Annotated in this window: 12 protein-coding genes and 1 pseudogene; 8 read left to right on the plus strand and 5 right to left on the minus strand. The window is 69.3% G+C overall.

Annotated features, from left to right (window positions below; translation table 11 throughout):
- Nucleotides 1-343: 343 nt before the first annotated feature.
- From CSC76_RS09350 to CSC76_RS09375, 6 genes are all read left to right on the plus strand, one after another.
- Nucleotides 344-1,789, plus strand: a complete 1,446-nt coding sequence (locus CSC76_RS09350; RefSeq protein WP_162109759.1) for a Wadjet anti-phage system protein JetA family protein — start codon at nucleotides 344-346, stop codon at nucleotides 1,787-1,789.
- A complete protein-coding gene (locus CSC76_RS09355) occupies nucleotides 1,786-2,427 on the plus strand; it encodes a DUF4194 domain-containing protein (protein WP_162109760.1) in 642 nt (213 codons plus the stop codon). The genes CSC76_RS09350 and CSC76_RS09355 overlap by 4 nt, the downstream gene beginning before the upstream one ends.
- Nucleotides 2,414-5,842 carry an SbcC/MukB-like Walker B domain-containing protein gene (locus CSC76_RS09360; protein ID WP_162109761.1) on the plus strand — a complete coding sequence of 1,143 codons (3,429 nt, stop codon included), beginning with the start codon at nucleotides 2,414-2,416 and terminating at the stop codon, nucleotides 5,840-5,842. Before CSC76_RS09355 ends, CSC76_RS09360 begins: the two co-directional genes overlap by 14 nt.
- A gap of 198 nt (nucleotides 5,843-6,040) precedes the next feature.
- On the plus strand, nucleotides 6,041-8,080 hold the full coding sequence (locus CSC76_RS09365; protein ID WP_162109762.1) for an NADPH-dependent 2,4-dienoyl-CoA reductase: 2,040 nt from the start codon (nucleotides 6,041-6,043) through the stop codon (nucleotides 8,078-8,080).
- Between the two features lie 466 nt (nucleotides 8,081-8,546).
- On the plus strand, nucleotides 8,547-9,002 hold the full coding sequence (locus CSC76_RS09370; RefSeq protein WP_162109763.1) for a cell wall hydrolase: 456 nt from the start codon (nucleotides 8,547-8,549) through the stop codon (nucleotides 9,000-9,002).
- Between the two features lie 230 nt (nucleotides 9,003-9,232).
- Nucleotides 9,233-9,844 carry a glutathione S-transferase family protein gene (locus CSC76_RS09375; protein WP_162109764.1) on the plus strand — a complete coding sequence of 204 codons (612 nt, stop codon included), beginning with the start codon at nucleotides 9,233-9,235 and terminating at the stop codon, nucleotides 9,842-9,844.
- Nucleotides 9,845-9,860: 16 nt separating this feature from the next.
- Here CSC76_RS09375 and CSC76_RS09380 read toward each other — a convergent pair whose 3' ends face one another.
- From CSC76_RS09380 to prpB, 3 genes and pseudogenes are all read right to left on the minus strand, one after another.
- The gene (locus CSC76_RS09380) at nucleotides 9,861-10,358 is read right to left on the minus strand and encodes a hypothetical protein (RefSeq protein ID WP_162109765.1); all 498 of its coding nucleotides are present in this window, start codon (nucleotides 10,356-10,358) and stop codon (nucleotides 9,861-9,863) included.
- A 166-nt stretch (nucleotides 10,359-10,524) separates the two neighbouring features.
- Nucleotides 10,525-11,679, minus strand: coding sequence for a bifunctional 2-methylcitrate synthase/citrate synthase (gene prpC, locus CSC76_RS09385; RefSeq protein WP_162109766.1), 1,155 nt, complete (start codon nucleotides 11,677-11,679; stop codon nucleotides 10,525-10,527).
- Nucleotides 11,680-11,694: 15 nt separating this feature from the next.
- Nucleotides 11,695-12,578: pseudogene (gene prpB / locus CSC76_RS09390) on the minus strand (methylisocitrate lyase).
- A gap of 135 nt (nucleotides 12,579-12,713) precedes the next feature.
- On the opposite strand from prpB, the gene CSC76_RS09395 reads away from it, so the two are divergent.
- Together CSC76_RS09395 and CSC76_RS09400 are read left to right on the plus strand one after the other, a co-directional pair.
- Nucleotides 12,714-13,931 carry a citrate synthase family protein gene (locus CSC76_RS09395; RefSeq protein ID WP_162109767.1) on the plus strand — a complete coding sequence of 406 codons (1,218 nt, stop codon included), beginning with the start codon at nucleotides 12,714-12,716 and terminating at the stop codon, nucleotides 13,929-13,931.
- 71 nt (nucleotides 13,932-14,002) lie between these two features.
- On the plus strand, nucleotides 14,003-15,403 hold the full coding sequence (locus CSC76_RS09400; RefSeq protein ID WP_162109768.1) for a M14 family zinc carboxypeptidase: 1,401 nt from the start codon (nucleotides 14,003-14,005) through the stop codon (nucleotides 15,401-15,403).
- A 3-nt stretch (nucleotides 15,404-15,406) separates the two neighbouring features.
- On the opposite strand, the gene prpE is transcribed toward CSC76_RS09400, so the two are convergent.
- Nucleotides 15,407-17,308: a propionate--CoA ligase gene (gene prpE / locus CSC76_RS09405; RefSeq protein WP_162109769.1), complete on the minus strand. Its 1,902-nt coding sequence runs from the start codon at nucleotides 17,306-17,308 to the stop codon at nucleotides 15,407-15,409.
- Between the two features lie 222 nt (nucleotides 17,309-17,530).
- Nucleotides 17,531-18,517, minus strand: a complete 987-nt coding sequence (locus CSC76_RS09410) for a malate dehydrogenase (RefSeq protein WP_162109770.1) — start codon at nucleotides 18,515-18,517, stop codon at nucleotides 17,531-17,533.
- Nucleotides 18,518-18,631 lie beyond the last annotated feature (114 nt).

Consider the following 18,631-nt stretch of genomic DNA (forward strand, 5'->3'; position numbering starts at 1 on the left):
TGTTCCCCTGCGGGTGATGGCCCGGGGCCAGTGGCGCGCCGCGGTGGTGGTCCCGCCCGTGCGGCCGTCCGCATCCTTTTTCCCCTCCCTGCGGTTGCGGGCGCCCGGTCAAACCGCAACCCGGAGGAGCCTGGGTGGCTTGGCGACCGCCACCGGCGTGTTGGGGGCCGCGGCCGGGGGGGGGAAACGGCCCCCGGCCCCGGGGCGGTGTGCGTTGCTGGGCCGGCCGGCGGCGCGCCCCGGCGCACCCCCCCCCCTTTCCGGCCCCCCCCATGCCTTTTCCCCCGGCGCTGCCGCCCCCGCCACATCACAATGCCAGCCCACCGCGGCGGTGCGTGCGGCCATGACGCAGGCGCCCGCCCTGTTCCCGTTGCTGCCCAGCGGCCTGTTCGGCCCCCTGGCGTCGCCCAACCGGGAACACTACTGGCTGCTGCTATGCCGGCTGTTCGATGAGTTCTTCGGGCCGGACGCGCCAGTGCCACCCAGCATGGGTTTCCAGCGCCGCGAGATCACCGCGGCGCTGGAGCGCTATCTGCTCGCCGATGACCCCTGGGAAGACGAGGACGGCGATACCCCGGACACGCCACTGCCGGTCAGGGTCAACAACATCTACGACCGTTTCCGTGGCGCGGGCTGGCTGCGGCAGGAACGGGTCGGCGCGCGCGAGATGGTCACCATGCCGCCGGTCGTGCACCAGTTCCTCTCGCTGCTGGTCGAGTTCGCCGAGCATGGCCCGACCTTCGTGTCGGCGAAGATGCGCTCGATCGAACACCAGCTGCAGCAGGTGGCGGAGGGCAAGGCCGCCGGCGACGCCCTGGACGAGGCCGCCGACCAGGCGCGTCGGCTGCTGGTATCGCTGTCCTCGATGAGCCTGCAGGTCCGCGACCTGATGCCGGAGCTGAGCAAGGCCGAATCCACCGCGCAGTTCGCGCGCCAGTGGTTCGAGCGCTACGTGAGCGACTTCTTCATCGGCGACTACGCCGAGCTGCACAAGGGCGATCACCCGCTGGCGCGGCGCAGCGCGATCCTGTCGATGGCACAGCAGATCGAGACCGGCGAGCGCCGCACGGCGCTGCTGGCCTGGTACCGCGAGCATGTCGGCGGCGGCGACGCCGGGCGCGGCAGCCAGCGCTTCGCGCGCAGCCTGCGGCGCCTGCGCGAACTGGACCGCATCGACGAATACCTGGGCCGGCTGGACGACGACATCCGCCAGGCCAACCGGCGCGCGCTGGCCTTCCTCGACTATCGCCTGCGTGCGCCCGACAAGCTGGACATCCTGCTGCGCCGTGCCTGCCGCGGCGTGCAGCACGCGCCGGAAGGCGAACTGCGCCTGCCGGTGGCGCCGGGCGCGCTGATGGACGCCAGCCGCCTGCGCCCGCCGCGGCAGAAGCCGCAACCCATCCCGCGCAGCGCCAACGCCACGCATCCGCCGACGCCGGAACAACTGGCCCGGCTCAGCCTGCTGCGGCGGATGAAGCGCGCACGGCTGGTCACCGCCGAGGACATGGCCCGCTACATCGGCCCGCCCCTGGAAACGACGGACGCCGTCGAATCGGGCGCGTTCTCCATCGCCAGCATCGAGGACCTGCGCGCCTACCAGACCCTGCTCACGCTCGCGCTGCGCAGCCATCGCGCAGGCGGCCTGCGGCGCGAAGACCCGCTGGGCCGCCTGCTGCGCGGCTACCGCGTCGAACTGCTCGACGCCGGCGGGCACGACGACAACGGCTACCTGCGCGCGCCACGCTTCGTCGTGCGCCGCATCGGTACGCCCTCACGGAAAACCGCATGAAACGCAGCTGGAACACGCTCAGCCAACTCTCCAACGGCGTCTACGCCGTGCAGGACTTCGAACGCGCCGCCTACCGCCTGGTGGTGGAACAGGTGCTGTATGCGAGCGACCGCGGTACGCGGCTGGCCTACCACCTGGTGGAAGACCACTTCGACGATTTCATCGCCGCGCTGGCACCGCTCGGCATCCGCCTGGAACGCAACGCGCACTACCGCTACGTGGTGGCGCTGCCCGCCCACGCCGAGGGTGTGCCCGTGACCCTGGCCGAGACCCTGTTGCTGCTGGTGCTGCGCCAGCGCTACGACGAAGCGATGCGGCAGGGGATGGTGGAGGACGAAGGCGTCGTCACCGTCGAACTCCCGGAGCTGCAGGAGGCCTACCAGGCCCTGGCGGGACGGCCGATGCCCGATGTCGGCACCCTGCGCGAACTGGCCCGTACACTGAAGCGCTGGGGTACGTGCCGGCTGGTGGAGTCGCAACCGGACGATCCCCAGCCGTTCCACTTGCAGGTGCGGCCCGCCATCGTCGAGATCGTCGGCGAACAATGGCTGCAACGGCTGGACCAGCACAACCGCGACGACGATGCCGACGCGGCCGACAACGACGACGTCATGGAGGACGGCGATGCAGCAGCTTGAGCGCGTGCACCTGGTGCAGTTCTTCCTGTTCGAGGCGCAGACCCTGGAGCTGGACGCCACCACCGCCATCATCGCGCCCAATGGCGCCGGCAAGAGCGCCTTGCTCGATGCGCTGCAGATCGTGCTGCTGGGCGGCGACCGCAGCCGCATCCGGTTCAACGCGCAGGCCGGCGGCAGCCATCGCGCGCGCACCATCCGCGACTACTGCCTGGGCGTGTTCCGCAGCGGCGACGAAGGACGCAAGCGGCGTACCGCCACCACTTACATCTCGCTGGTGTTCCGCGACACCGATACCGGCGAAGCACTGACTGCCGGCATTGCCCTGGGCGCCTCGGTGGACGAACCCGACCATCGGCTGCACGGGCTGTACCTGCTGCCGGGCGTAGCGCTGGACCTGGCCGACCACGTGGAACAGGTCAAGGGCAAGGAACTGCCGCTGGCCTGGGCGACCTTCCGCGAGATGGCGCTAAGCCGCTGCAAGGCGGCCGGAGGCGCGCCCGAGTTGCACACCGTCGCCGAGCGCTTCGTCAAGGACCTGCTGCTGCGCCTGCGCGCTTCGCCTACCGCCAGCCCGGACATCAACGCCTACCGCAAGGCCTTCCTCAACGCGCTCAACCTGCAGCGCGTGGAGGACGTGGACCTGTTCGTGCGCACGCTGGTCGCCGAGGACCGGCCCACCGACATCGCCCGCTTCCGCGCCCTGCTGGAGAGCTTCCGCCAGATCCGCGACCGCATCGAACAGGTGCGCCAGCGCATCGAGGCCGCCGAAGGCGTGGAGCGGCAGTACGAGCGCATCGCCACCCAGGCCGTACGTGCCGCGTCCTACCGCGCACTGGCGGCCGAGTACGCGCGGGATCTGTACGGCGAACAACTGGAACGGGCCGAAGGCGCGGTCACCACCGCGGAAGACGCCCTGGCCGACACCCGCCGCCGCCTGGTCGATGCGCGCGCCGAGCGCGACACCCTGCGCGATGAGCAGGCACGCGCCAACGCCCGCCTGCAGGGGAACAGCGGCTATGGCGAACAGGCGCAGCTGGACGAACTGGCCGGCCGCGACCGCGAACGCCTGGCGCAGTTGAACAAGGAACTGTTGCGCGAGATCGGATTCGTGCGCGACACCTTCCGTCAGCTCGACGAGCTCGCACTCGGCGGCATCGAGGCGGGCGCCGTGGATGCCGCGCGCGCGGACTGGGATGCCTGGCACGCGGCGCTGTCGGCGCTCGCGGACGGCGATGCCCTGCCGTGGACGCCGGAAGACCTGTTCGCGCGCGCACGCCAGGCGCTGCGCGCGGCAGAACCCTTGCGCGAGAAGGTCGACCAGCACGCCCGCCAGCTGCACGCCGCCCACGACAAGGCACGCGATGCGCTGCTGGCCGCGCGGCAGAACCAGAAGCGACTGGCCGCCGGCCAGGCGGAGCTGCACGCCGACACCGTGCGGCTGATGAGCTATCTGCGCGAGGCCGGCATCGATGCCCGCCCGGTCTGCGACCTGGTGCGGGTCGCCGATGCCGCCTGGCAGCCCGCCATCGAAGCCTACCTGCGCAGCAACGTCGAGGCGCTGCTGATTCCCGCCGCGGATGAGGAGCGCGCGGTCAAGCTGTATCGCAGCCTGTCCGGCGGGCGCTCGGTCTATGGCGTGAAACTGGCCCTGTCCAGCCAGGCGCGCGATGTGCGCGGCAAGGAGGCAGCGGCCGGCAGCGTTGCGGCGCTGCTGGATGGCGTCAACGCCGACGCCCTGGCGTTCCTGCGCCGGCAACTCGGCGAACTGCGTTGCGTGGACACCGAGGCCGAGCTGGTGCGCAGTCGTCAGGGCCTGACGCGCGATGGCCTGCTGGCACGCGGCGGCAGCATCGAGCGGCTGCGCCTGCCTGCCGCCGGCGAGCTGCGCATCGGCGCATCCGACAACCGGGCCCGTTTGCGCGTGCTGCACGAAGAGATCGAAAAGGCGGAGCGCGAAGTGCGCGAGATCGAGCCCCTCCTGCGCCGCGCCGACGACAGCCAGCGCAGCCTGGCGCGGCTGGCCGATGCCGATGCGGTGGCGCAGGCGCTGCACGAGCGCGCGATCGAGCACCGCCAGGTCGCAGGACGCTACCGCACCGCGCAGGAAAGCCGCCTCGCCGCGCTCGATCCGGACCTGCTACGCCTGTCCGACGCGGTGCGCACGCTCGCCGCGCAACTGGGCGAGTGCGAGACACGTACCGACGCGCTGGTCGGACAGGAAGCGGTGGCGGTCGCCGATCTCGATCGCAGCCGTCGTCTGCTTGAAGGCCTGCGCCAGCAGGAGGAGCTCGTCGCCCGCCGTGCGGTGGATGCCTTCAGGGATCCCGATGTCGACCCCAACCTGATCGAACGGCACCGCGACGAACTGGACGCGAAGGTCGATTCGCTGGAGGAGCGCGGGGCCACCTGCGAACGACGCGCCGACGAGAGCGACCGGCAGCTCGCCAAGCTGCTGCCGGAAGCCTGGAGTGCGCTGGCACAGTATGCGCGCGACCACAGCCTGGACGTTGACTTCGACGCCAACGCCTGGCGGCCGGCGCTGGCGCTGCTGCAGCGCGAGCTGACCCAGCTGCGCGACACCGACCTGGTGCGCTACGAAGGCGAGGCGCGCCAGGCCTACGACACCGCCGTGGACACCTTCCGCGCCGGCGTCGCCGCCGCGCTCAACGACAACTTCATCCGCCTGCGCCAGCAGATCGCCACGCTCAACCGGACGTTGCGCAGCAGCCCGCCGTTCTCCAACAACGAGCGCTACCAGTTCCACTACGACGTGGTACCCGAGTTCCGCGACCTGGAACGCTTCATCCGGCGCGCCGTGGATGTCGGCGGCGAGGACCCCCTGTTCGGCACAGCCGGGGAAGTACCGGCGGCGTTCCGCGCCCTGATCGAGGACGGCGCCGCCGTGCGTCCCGCCCCCTCGCCGCTGGACGACTACCGCCGCTTCTTCCGCTTCGAGGTGCAGATACGCCAGGACGACACCATGATCGGCACGCTCAGCGAGCGCATGCGCTCCGGTTCCGGTGGTGAGCACCGCGCGCCGCTGTACGTGATCGCCGGTGCCGCGCTGGCGGCGGCCTACGGCAAGAGCGAGGCGCATCCGGGCGGCATGGGGCTGATCCTGCTGGATGAGTTCGGCGACAAGATCGACGCGCAGAACGCGCGCGCCACCACCAACTACCTGCGCTCGCTGGGGCTGCAGCTGGTGCTGGCCGCACCCGACACGGCGCAGGGCACGCTGAGCGGCGTGCTGGACAGCTACATCGAACTGTTCCGCGATGGCGACCTGCTGCAGGCCGAGCGCATCGAAGTGCAGGCCGCGGCGCGCGCGCTGCTGCTGTCCGACCAGTTCGACCTGCATCCGCAACTGCTGGCCGAGGAGACCGCCCGCATCGAAAGGCAGCAGGCGCCGGCGTGAGCGACGCCCGGCGCGTGCTGGAGCGGCTGCTGAGCAAGGGCGAACGCGCCCGGCTGCGCTGCGATGCCCTGCCCGCCCGACTGTCACCCACCGACCTCGCAGCGCGATGATCGTCGCCACTGCCCGGACCGCGCTTGCGTGCCCCCGTGTTTCACGGCATCGTGCGTCCACCCATACGCTCGCGTATCCACTGCCCGCATGACGTCGACCGCCGCCACCGACTCCCCGCCCTACCCCCACCTGTTCACGCCGTTGGACCTGGGTTTCACCACGATCCGCAACCGGGTGCTGATGGGCTCGATGCATACCGGGCTGGAGGACCGGGCGAAGGATTTCCCGCGGCTGGCGGCGTACTTCGCCGAGCGCGCGGCCGGCGGCGTGGGCCTGATCGTCACCGGCGGCTTCTCGCCCAACCTGGTGGGCTGGCTGAAGCCGTTCGGCGGCAAGCTGTCCTGGCCCTGGGAGGCCCGGCCGCACAAGTTCGTGACCAAGGCGGTACATGAACACGGTGCCAAGATCTGCGCGCAGTTGCTGCATGCGGGGCGCTATGGCTACCACCCGCTGACGGTGGCGCCGTCGAAGATCAAGGCGCCCATCAATCCGTTCACCCCGCGCGCGTTGTCGGCGCGCGGCATCGAGCGCCAGATCAACGCCTACGCCAACGCGGCGAAGCTGGCGCGCGACGCCGGCTACGACGGCGTGGAAATCATGGGTTCGGAAGGCTATTTCATCAACGAATTCACCGCGCCGCGCACCAACAAGCGCGACGACGCCTGGGGCGGCACGCCGGAGAAGCGCATGCGCTTCGCGGTGGAGATCGTGCGTCGTGTGCGCGAGGCGGTGGGCCCGGACTTCATCATCATCTACCGGCTGTCGCTGCTGGACCTGGTCGAAGACGGCAACCAGTGGGACGAGATCGTCCAGCAGGCCAAGGCCGTGGAGGCCGCCGGCGCCACGATCATCAACTCCGGCATCGGATGGCACGAGGCGCGCGTGCCGACCATCGTCACCTCGGTCCCGCGCGCGGCCTTCGTGGACGTGACCGCCAAGCTCAAGCCGCACGTGCGTGTGCCGCTGGTGGCGACCAACCGGATCAACATGCCGGAGGTGGCCGAGGGCATCCTGGCCGCCGGCAAGGCGGACATGGTCTCGCTGGCGCGTCCGCTGCTGGCCGACCCGCAGTGGGCGGCCAAGGCGCGCGCCGGCACGCCCCAGGCCATCAACACCTGCATCGCCTGCAACCAGGCCTGCCTGGACCACGTGTTCGAGAACAAGCTGGCCAGCTGCCTGGTCAATCCGCGCGCCTGCCACGAGACGGACCTCGCCTACAGGAAAACGTTCGCGCCGAAGACCGTCGCCGTGGTCGGCGCGGGCCCGGCGGGACTGGCCTGCGCGACGGTCGCCGCCGAGCGCGGCCACCGCGTGACCCTGTTCGATGCGGCCGACGAGATCGGCGGACAGTTCAACTACGCCAAGCGGATTCCCGGCAAGGAGGAATTCCACGAGACGCTGCGCTACTTCCGCCACCGGCTGGAGGAAACCCGGGTGGACGTTAAGCGGTCGACCCCGGCGACTGTGGCCGACCTGACCGGCTTCGACGAGGTCGTGCTGGCCACCGGCATCACCCCGCGCAGGGTCGCCTTCCCCGGCGCCGACCACGCCAAGGTCGTCAGCTACGCGGACGTGCTGTCCGGCCGGGTGACGGTGGGCGCGCGCGCCGCACTGATCGGGGCCGGCGGCATCGGCTTCGACGTGGCCGAATACCTGACCCACGAAGGCCATTCCCCCTCACTGGACCCGGCCCGCTGGATGGCCGAATGGGGCGTGGACCCGACCTTCGAGGCCCGCGGCAGTCTGGTGAAGGCGCAGCCGGAACCGCCGGCCCGCGAGGTCTGGCTGCTGCAGCGCAGCCCCGGCAAGCCGGGCGCCCGCCTGGGCAAGACCAGCGGCTGGGTGCACCGGGCCACGCTGAAGGCCAAGCAGGTGAAGATGCTGGGTGGCGTGGAGTACCTGGGCGTGGACGACGTCGGCCTGCGGATCAAGGTGGACGGCGCGGAGCACCTGCTGCCGGTCGACCACGTGGTGGTCTGCGCCGGCCAGGAACCGCGCCGCGAGCTGCAGGCCGACCTGATCGCGGCAGGCAAGACGCCCCATCTGGTCGGCGGCGCCGATGTCGCCGCCGAGCTCGACGCCAAGCGCGCCATCGACCAGGGCAGCCGGCTGGCCGCCCGCCTGTAAGGCCCTCGGCCTACCAGGCAGCCGGCACACCGCCCGTAGGAGCGCCCCTTGGGCGCGATGCTCTTCGCGTACCCTGAGCAACGGCATCGCGCCCATGGGGCGCTCCTACAGGGGGTAGACGGCACCGTCAGGCAACGCGGCTTCGCGCTTGTCGCATCCGTCGCGGGTGGTACAGGTGCGACACCGCTCACACTTTCCAGCCAGATCGAGCCCCCCGCCGTCAAGCCTGCCCGTTCAGGCCAAGTTGGGACGCCCCCCCCTACCTTGCGCGCACTTTCCGGCCCGCCGCCCAGTTCAGGCGGGCTGAGCCCGGCGCTCGGACCCCCTCGGGGTCAGGCCTTGCCGGTCCCCGGGCAGCCCGTGTGAAGGCTGCCTCCCCATGACGCCCTGCCGCATGTCCCAGGTTTGCCGCTCCCAGCGTGACGGGAGAGGCAGGGGTGCGGGAAAGACGGAGCAAGGAGTTCCCATGAAACTGGCCTGGATCCTATGGCTGTCGCAGATGTTGCCGCAGCCGGCCGCCGATTCGCTTTGCCTCAGCACCACCGTGTACCTGGAAGCCCGCGACCAGACCCTGCGCGGCCAGCAGGCCGTCGCCGAGGTGGCCCTGCGCCGCCGCGACAGCGGCCTGTGGGGCGATTCCGTCTGCTCCGTGGTCACCGCCCGCAAGCAGTTCGCCCCGACCATCGTCGGCCCCAATACCCGCCTCAGGAATTCCGACGCCTGGGCCAAGTCGGTCAGCGTGGCGCTCAACGCCGAGCGCAACTGGGCCCTGCCGCCCGGCCAGCGCAAGGAGATCGTGCCGGGTGCCAGTCACTTCATGGCGCATCAGATCGCCAATCCCAGCTGGCGCAACGCATACCACGTGGCCACGATCGGCGATCACACCTTCCTGCGCGTGCAGAAGCTCAAGCCCCGCTCCTGAAAGTAACCCAAGCCCTTCTCTATCCGGGCGCGTTGCGACGCGTTTGAATTCACCATAGCCATTCCTTCAGGGGGGCGCCCCTGCGGGAGAGGGCAAGGGGTGAGGGCCGACAGCAGCGATGCAACCGAGCACATCGCCCTGAACGCGACGATCCGTTGCACCCCGCATGACGCTGTGACCCTTGAAGGCCCGCGATAATCGCGGGCCTTTCTTTTTCCCAAGGGGACACCATGAAGCTCTATACCAAGCCCGGCGCGTGCTCGACCGCCGACCACATCGCGCTGCAGTGGACGGGCCAGCCGTTCGACGTGCAGGTGATGACGGCCGCCGAGATGAAGGAGCCGGCGTACCTGGCGATCAATCCCACCGGGGCGGTGCCCGCCATCGTCGATGGCGATTTCGTGCTGACCCAGAACGCCGCGATCATGGGCTACATCGCCGATACGTATCCTCAGGCACACCTGGCCGGCGATGGTTCGCCGCAGCAGCGCGCGCAGGCAGCGAAGTGGCTGGCCTTCGTCAATTCGGACCTGCACCCGGCGTTCCACCCGCTGTTCGGGCCGGCGCGCTTCATCGGCGACCAAGCGCAGTTCGAGGCGGTGAAGGATGCGGCGCGCCGGCGTCTGCGCGGCATGTACGAAACCGCCGAGAAGCGGCTCGAAGGTCGCGACTGGCTGGCCGGGTTCCGCAGCTTCGCCGACCCGTATTTCTACATCACGCTGCGCTGGGCAGACCGCACGGGCGTGGACCTGTCGGGTCTGCCGAACATCGCCGCGGTCAAGCAGCGCATGGAGGCCGATGCCGGCGTGCAGGCCGCGTTGAAGGCCGAAGGCCTGGCCTGATCGCGGACGGCGCGCATCAGGCCACCGACGCGCGCACGTCCTCCAGCCAGCGGGTGGCGAAGGTGTGGTCGCGCGCCTTCGTCATCGCGGTGGCGATGTCGGGCAGCAGGGCTTCCAGGTCGTCCGCGCTGGCGCAGCGCTCGACCTTGAGCTGCAGGAAGTAGCCCTTCAGGCCGATGTGCGCGCGGATATCGTCGGTGATGCGCGAATACAGCAGGTTGTAGCGCTCGGCGGGGGTCATGGCCAATGCGGACGCGCCGTCGTTCGATTTCGTGGCAGCCACTGCGGCCAGCATCGAGGCGGCACCGGAGCGGCGTTCGATCAGGCCATCCGCCGCCAGCTGACCCAATGCGTCTGCGGGCGCATGCAGGCCGCTCATCATGGCCTGCAGTTCGTCGTCGCTGCGCTGGCCGTCGACCAGCAACAGGATCGAACGCAGTCCCGCCGGCAGCTTGCGCGTGCGCTGCTGGATCTCGTTGCGTCCGGCCTCGGTCTTGCACCATCTGGTCTGCATGGCATCCCCCCACGCCGCGCGGTGGGCCCCTCCCACGGCTACGGCGTTCCCCTGTCCGCCAGTAGTACCGCGGCGTGGCCGCCCGGGGCTGCCACACGGGTCACACAAACGACCCGGGGCCGCCCGACCTTGGTCGAAACGGCCCCGCGGTTCGGCGGCGCGGACCTCAGCGCTGGTCCAACGGAACGAATTCCAGATCCTCGGGACCCGTGTAGTTGGCGCTGGGGCGGATGATCTTGCCGTCGATGCGCTGCTCGATGACGTGCGCACTCCAGCCGCTGGTGCGCGCGATCACGAACAGCGGCGTGAACATCGCTGTCGGCACGCCCATCATGTGGTAGCTGACCGCGCTGAACCAGTCCAGGTTGGGGAACATCTTCTTGATGTCCCACATCACCGACTCCAGCCGTTCGGCGATGTCGTACATCTTCATGTTCGACTGCTCGGCCGACAGGTCCTTCGCCACCTGCTTGATGACTTCGTTGCGCGGGTCGCCGACCGTGTAGACCGGATGACCGAAGCCGATCACCACTTCCTTGCGCTCCACGCGCGCCTTGATGTCGGCTTCCGCTTCGTCGGGCGACTCGTAGCGTTTCTGCACTTCGAAGGCCACCTCGTTAGCACCACCGTGCTTCGGGCCGCGCAGCGCGCCGATGCCGCCGGCGATGGCCGAATACATGTCGCTGCCGGTGCCGGCGATGACACGGCAGGTGAAGGTGGAGGCGTTGAATTCGTGCTCGGCGTACAGGATCAGCGAAGTATGCATCGCGCGCACCCAGGACTCGCGCGGCTTCTCGCCATGCAGCAGGTGCAGGAAGTGGCCGCCGATGGAGTCGTCGTCGGTTTCCACGTCGATGGCGCGGCCGTTGTGGCTCCAGTGGTACCAGTACAGCAGCATCGAACCGAGCGAGGCCATCAGCTTGTCGGCGATGTCGCGCGCGCCCGGATGATTGTGGTCGTCCTTCTCCGGCGACACGCAGCCCAGCACGGACACGCCGGTGCGCATCACGTCCATCGGGTGCGCGGACGGCGGCAGTTCCTCCAGCGCGGCCTTCACCGCCGCCGGGATGCCACGCAGCGCCTTCAGCTTGGCCTTGTAGGCCGCCAGTTCGGCGCGGTTGGGCAACTTGCCATGCACCAGCAGGTGGGCGATCTCCTCGAACTCGCTGGTCGTGGCGATGTCGAGGATGTCGTAGCCGCGGTAGTGCAGGTCGTTGCCGCTGCGGCCGACCGTGCACAGCGCGGTATTGCCCGCAGCGGTGCCGGACAGGGCGACGGACTTCTTCGGCTTGAAGCCGGGTGCGGGTGTGGTTTCGCTCATGATGGACTCCCTACGTCACTTCTTTGCGGAAAACAGGGTATCGAGCTTCTGCTCGAAGGCGTGGTAACCGATGCGGTCGTACAGTTCCTCGCGGGTCTGCATGCTGTCGACCACGTTCTTCTGGTGGCCGTCGCGGCGGATCGCTTCGTACACGGTCTCGGCGGCCTTGTTCATCGCGCGGAACGCCGACAGCGGATACAGCTGGATCGCCACGCCGACCGAGGCCAGTTCCTCGCGGGTGAACAGCGGCGTCTTGCCGAACTCGGTGATGTTGGCCAATACCGGCACCTTCACCGCATCGACGAAACGCTGATAGGTGGGCAGGTCGTAGGCGGCCTCGGCGAAGATACCGTCGGCACCTGCCTCGACGCAGGCGATGGCGCGCTCGATGGCGGCGTCCACGCCTTCGACCTGGATGGCGTCGGTGCGCGCGATCAGGAAGAAATCCGGATCGGTCCTCGCATCGGCGGCCGCCTTCACGCGGTCGACCATCTCGCCGGCCGACACGATTTCCTTGCCCGGGCGATGGCCGCAACGCTTGGCGCCGACCTGGTCCTCGATGTGGCAGGCCGCCGCGCCGGCCTTGATCAGCGACTTCACCGTGCGCTCGATGTTGAACGCGCTGGGACCGAAGCCGGTGTCGATGTCGACCATCAGCGGCAGGTCGCAGACGTCGGTGATGCGGCGCACGTCGATCAGCACGTCTTCGAGCGTGTTGATACCCAGATCGGGCAGGCCGAGCGATCCTGCGGCGACGCCGCCACCGGACAGATAGATCGCCCGGTAGCCGGCGCGCTTGGCCAGCAGGGCGTGGTTGGCGTGATGGCGCCGATCACCTGCAGCGGCGATTCGGCGGCGAGCGCGGTGCGGAATTTCGCGCCAGCGGAAACGGAACTCATGGGAACTCCTCTCGATCTGGCGCCCGCATGTGCCGGCCGCCGGAGGTGCGTGAAGGGTACGCCCCTCTTCGGGAAGCAAATCTGGCACCATCCGCAGGGTTGATCAATCTTGATCGAACGAATCAATATTTCCACATGGCCTCTGCGACCGACCTCCTGTCCGCCCGCGACACCTGCCGGCTACTGGGTATCAGCCAGGCCACGCTGTATGCGTACGTCAGCCGCGGCCTGCTGGAGTCGCGCCCGGGCAAGGACCACCGCAGCCGCCTCTACCTGCGCCAGGACGTGGAGCGGCTGGCCCAGCGCAAGCAGGTGGGGCGTGGCGCGGCCCGGGGCGCGGCGCAGAGCCTGGACCGGGGCCTGCCGGTGCTGGAGACGCAGATCTCCCTGATCCGGCCGGATGGCCCGTACTACCGGGGCCGGTCGGCGATCGCCATGGTCCACGACGGCGCCACGCTGGAAGACGTCGCGCGGCAACTCTGGGATTGCGGGGAGGACGACCCGTTCACCGCGCCTTCGCCGACCCAATGGCCGGCGGTGGTCGCGCCACTGGCCACCGATGCCTCGCTGCCGCCGTTGGAGCGCGCGATGGCGACCATCCCGTTGTTGGCGCTGGACGTGCGCCACTCCTTCAATTCGGCGCCCCGCGTGCGCCACGAGATCGCCGCGGGGCTGCTGCGCCACAACGCCGCACTGCTGGTGGCCCAGCCGCCGTCCGGTGCGCCGGTGCACCGTGTGCTCGCGCAGGCCTGGCATCCGGGCGACGACGGCTTCGCCGACCTCGTGCGCGCCGCGCTGGTGGTCTGCGCCGATCACGAATTGAATGTCTCCGCGTTCGCCGCGCGCGTGGTCGCCTCCACCGGTGCGCACCTGCACGCCACCGTCTGCAGCGGCCTTGCCGCGCTGTCGGGGCCACGCCACGGCGGCGCCACGGCACGCGCGTACGCGCTGATCGCGGACGCGCGCGAGGCCGGGCATGCGCGCCGCTTCATCAGTGAACGCTGGCAGCGCGGCGACGATCTTCCCGGCTTCGGCCACGCGCTGTATCCGCAGGGCGATCCGCGCGGCGCCGAGCTGCTGGCACGCGCACGCGAACGCCATGCAGGCGAGCGCGAAATGGCCGCACTGGAAACGCTGATCGCCGCCACCGAAGACATCAGCGGCCTGCGACCGAACATCGATTTCATGCTCGCCGCGATCTGCCACCTCAACCGGCTGCCGGCGACGCCGGCGCTGGTGATGTTCGCCGCAGGCCGTCTGGCCGGCTGGCTGGCGCATGCGCTGGAACAGCAGGCGCAGGGCCGCCTGATCCGTCCGCGCGCCCGCTACACGGGCATCACGCCGGCGGCGTGATGCGCGCGCGGGTTTGACATCGCGGACGCATGCAGGGACCCTGCGGATGTCCGTCCACCGTGTCGCCCGCAATGCGCCCTGCCCTCCTCCTGTGCCTGCTGTTGACGATGATGACGCCCACCACCATCGCCGGGAATGCCGACAATCCTCACGCACCGACCGCGGCAGCCACGCCGGTGCCGCCCCCGCCTGCCTGGTTGCCCGTCCTGGAGGCGCGCTACGACGCCGAGTTGCGTGCTACCGGGCTCGACGACCGTGTGTTCACCGCTGAGCACTGGTGGACCGTGACCACGCCGCTGCTGGAGCGCACGCGCGGTTTCCATGTGGAAGAAATCGGCCGCAGCGTGGAGAACCGTCCGCTGCGCCACGTGCGCTGGGGCGAAGGCAGGACGCAGGTACTGCTCTGGTCGCAGATGCACGGCGACGAGAGCACGGCCTCGATGGTGCTGTCGGACCTGTTCCGCTTCCTCGGCGAACACCCGGACGATCCGCAGGTGGAGGCGCTGCGCGCGAATACCACGCTGCATTTCCTGCCTATCCTCAATCCCGACGGCGCCGCGCGTTTCCAGCGTCGCAACGTGCAGGGCATCGACATCAACCGCGATGCGCGCATGCTGGCGACACCTGAAGCGCGCACGCTGAAGGCGCTGTACGACAAGGTAAAGCCGATGTACGGCTTCAACCTGCACGACCAGCGCGTCGGCTACCGCGCCGGCGACTCCGACCGCGGCACCGCCATCGCATTGTTGTCGCCGCCGTACAACCACGCCGCCGACGTCAACGACGTGCGCACGCGCGCCATCGAAGTGGCGGGCGTGATCCGCACGGCGCTGGAACCTTACCTGGCCGGCCATATCGCACGCTGGGATGAAACCTTCGATCCGCGCGCGTTCGGCGACCTCACCACGCAGTGGGGCGCCAGCACCGTGCTGATCGAGGCCGGCGGCATCGAGGGCGACGTGCAGAAGCAGCGCCTGCGCAAGCTCTACTTCCTCGGCCTGGTGGCGGCGCTGGACAGCATCGCGACGGGGAGCCACCAGGGCGTATCGCCTGCGCTCTACCGCGAACTGCCGGAGAACGGCGACGTGTGGCCCGACCTGCTGGTGCGCGGCGGCACGCTGGCCGTGCCGGGCCGGCCGCCGATGAAGGCCGACCTGCTGGTCAACTTCCGCAACCCATTGATGGAAACCGACGGTGCGATCGCCGATGTCGGCGATCTCGGCAGAAAGAAGGCGCGCCGCACCATCAACGCACGCGACCTGTTCATCGTGCCGATCCCGGGACATGCGGGCGAACGCACGCTGATCGAAGCCAACGACGACGGCGACAACGACGAGCCGCCCTCGCCTCTGCCGCTCACGCCGGGTGCGAGCGCGCACTTCGTGCTCAGCCGCGATCCGCAGGGCCGCGACGTGGTGTGGACGCTGGATGGCAGCGTGGATCCGGCGGCGCCCTCGCCACCCGCACGCTGATCTTCAGCTACCGACTTCCGGCCCGCGCTGCAGCGCGCGTTTCACTTCCTCCAGCGCGTTGGGATCGTCCAACGTGGACAGGTCGCCGGGATCGGCGCCCTGCGCCAGCGCCTGCAGCGAGCGCCGCAGCAGCTTGCCGGAGCGCGTCTTCGGCAACGCATTGACGATGTAGACGCGCGCCGGCCGCGCGACCGCGCCCAGGCTCTGCTCCACCGTGCGCCGCATGCCATCGGCGGCCTGCACGCGCTCATGCGGTTCGTCGGTGGCCTGGCGCAGCGTCGCGAACACCACCGGCACCTGCCCTTTCAGTTCGTCGGCCACGCCGATCACGGCGGCTTCCGCCACGGCCGGGAAGCCGGAGACGGATTCCTCGATCTCGCGCGTGCCCAGGCGATGCCCGGCGACGTTGATGACGTCGTCGGTGCGGCCGAGGATGAAGGTGTAGCCGTCCTCGTCGCGGATCGCCCAGTCCAGCGAGCTGTACAGCAGTTCCTTGAAATGGCTGAAATAGCTGGAGAGAAAGCGTGCGTCGTCGTTCCAGATCGTCGTCATGCACCCCGGCGGCAGCGGCGGCTGCATGACCAGCACGCCCTTCTGACCGGGCCCGACGTCCTCGCCGGTGCTTTCGTCGATCACCTTCATCCTGTAGCCGAGATTCGGGAACCCGGGCGAACCGAAGCGCACCGGCTTCATGTCCAGGCCCGGCAGCAACGTCAACGCGGGCCAGCCGGTCTCGGTCTGCCAGTAGTTGTCGATCACCGGCTTGCCCAAGGCATCGGTGATCCAGTGCGCAGTAGGCTCATCCAGCGGCTCGCCCGCGAGGAACAGGTATTTCAGCTCGGACAGGTCGTGGCGCTTGATGAAGTCGATGTCGTGCTTCTTCAGCACGCGCACCGCCGTCGGCGAGGAGAACATCGTGCGCACGCCGTACTGCTCGCACAGCGCCCACCAGATGCCGGCATCCGGATGGGTCGGCAGACCCTCGTAGAGCACCGAGGTCGCGCCGACGATCAGCGGGCCGTACACGTTGTAGGAATGACCCACCGCCCAGCCCACATCCGAGGTGGAGAACATCACCTGCCCGGGCCCCACGTCGAACACCGTGCGCATGGACAGCGCCATGGCCACGGCATAGCCGCCGACATCCCGCTGCACGCCCTTGGGCTTGCCGGTGGTGCCGGAGGTGTAGAGCAGATAGCTGGGCTCGTTCGACTCCAGCCATTCGACGGGCACCTCGGCGTCGCCGACGGCGGCGCGCAGCGTGGCGTAGTCTTCGTCGCGGCCGGCGACCTTCGGCTCGGCCGCATCCAGCCCGCGCGAGACGATCAGCACCCTGGCCGGCGGCGTGGCGGCCTTCGCGCAGGCTTCGTCCACCAGCGGCTTGTACGGGATGACCTTGCCCCCGCGGCTTCCCGCATCGGCGGCGATCAGCAACTTGGGTTGCGCGTCGTCGATGCGCAGCGCCAGGTTGTGCGCGGCGAAGCCGCCGAACACCACCGAATGCACCGCGCCGATGCGCGCGCAGGCCAGCATCGCGAACACGGCTTCGGCCATGTTGGGCATGTAGATGACCACGCGGTCGCCGCGGCCGACATCGAGCTTCTTCAGCACCGCGGCGAAGGCGTTCACTTCGCGGTAGAGGTCCCGGTAGGTCAGCTCGCGGGTGACATCGGTCTCGGTGGACACCGCCACCAGCGCCAACTGATCGCCGCGTTCGGCGAGGTGGCGATCCACCGCGTTGTAGCAGAGATTGGTCTGCCCGCCGACGAACCAGCGGCGGAACGGGGGGTTGGAATAGTCCAGCACCTGCTGCGGCGGCACATGCCAGTGGATGGCCTTCGCCTCCTCGCCCCAGAAGGCCTCGGGCTGCTCGATCGAGCGCCGGTAGACGTCTTCGTATGCCATGCGATCCTCCCAGATCCGACAGCCGACACCAGCATAGACCTGCCCCGTCGCGGCCACCTTCCTACCTTGGTCGCATGGCGCCCCGTGGAGGCATCAACGCACGTCGCTCGTCACGCGTCGCGACGCGCCCGGATGGTGAACCATGGGAGTGGCGATGCGCGATGCCGCAAAACGAACGCCGGGCATAAGCCCGGCGTTCTTCGCACTCATTGCAGGCGGCGATCAACCCAGCAGGTGCGCGACGCCACTGCGCTCTTCTTCCAGTTCGCCCAGGGTCTTGTCGATGGCGGCCTGGCTGAAGTCGTCGATCGGCAGGTCCCTGACCATCGTGTACTCGCCGTTCTCGGTGGTGACGGCGAAGCCGAACATCACGCCTTCCGGAATGCCGTAGCTGCCGTCGGACGGGATGCCCATCGTCACCCACTTGCCGTTGCTGCCCAGCACCCAGTCGCGCACGTGGTCGATGGCGGCGTTGGCGGCCGAGGCGGCCGAGGACAGGCCGCGCGCTTCGATGATCGCGGCGCCGCGCTTGCCGACCTGCGGGATGAAGGTGTTGGCGTTCCAGTCGGCGTCGTTGATCTTGTCCTTCAGCGACTGGCCGTTGACCGTGGCGAAGCGGTAGTCCGGGTACATGGTCGGGCTGTGGTTGCCCCACACGACCAGCTTCTCGATGTCGCCCACGGCGACGCCCGCCTTGTTGGCCAGCTGCGAGAGCGCGCGGTTGTGGTCCAGGCGCAGCATGGCGGTGAAGTTCTTCGACGGCAGGGCCGGCGCGGACTTCATCGCGATGTAGGCATTGGTGTTGGCCGGGTTGCCGACCACCAGCACCTTGACGTTGCGGCTGGCGACCTTGTTCAGCGCCGCGCCCTGGGCGGTGAAGATCTTGGCGTTCTCCAGCAGCAGGTCCTTGCGCTCCATGCCCGGGCCGCGCGGACGCGCGCCGACCAGCAGGGCCACGTCGGCATCCTTGAACGCGACTTCCGGATCGTCGGTGCCGACGATACCGGCCAGCAGCGGGAACGCGCAGTCTTCCAGCTCCATGATCACGCCCTTCAGCGCGGCCTGGGCCTTCTCCAGCGGCAGCTCGAGCAGTTGCAGGATGACCGGCTGGTCCTTGCCCAGCATTTCGCCGGAGGCGATGCGGAACAGCAGCGCATAGCCGATCTGGCCAGCAGCGCCGGTGACGGCAACACGGACGGGGGTTTTCATGGTGCGGACTCCTTTGGAAAGCGGGAACGGGGACCTGGGAACGGGAAATGGGACATCGCGGGCAGCGTCGCGCGGAACCTTCTTTCCCGGTTCCCCGTTCCCTGTTCCCGCCGT

Source organism: Pseudoxanthomonas mexicana, from assembly GCF_010093385.1.
GTDB lineage: Bacteria > Pseudomonadota > Gammaproteobacteria > Xanthomonadales > Xanthomonadaceae > Pseudoxanthomonas_A > Pseudoxanthomonas_A mexicana.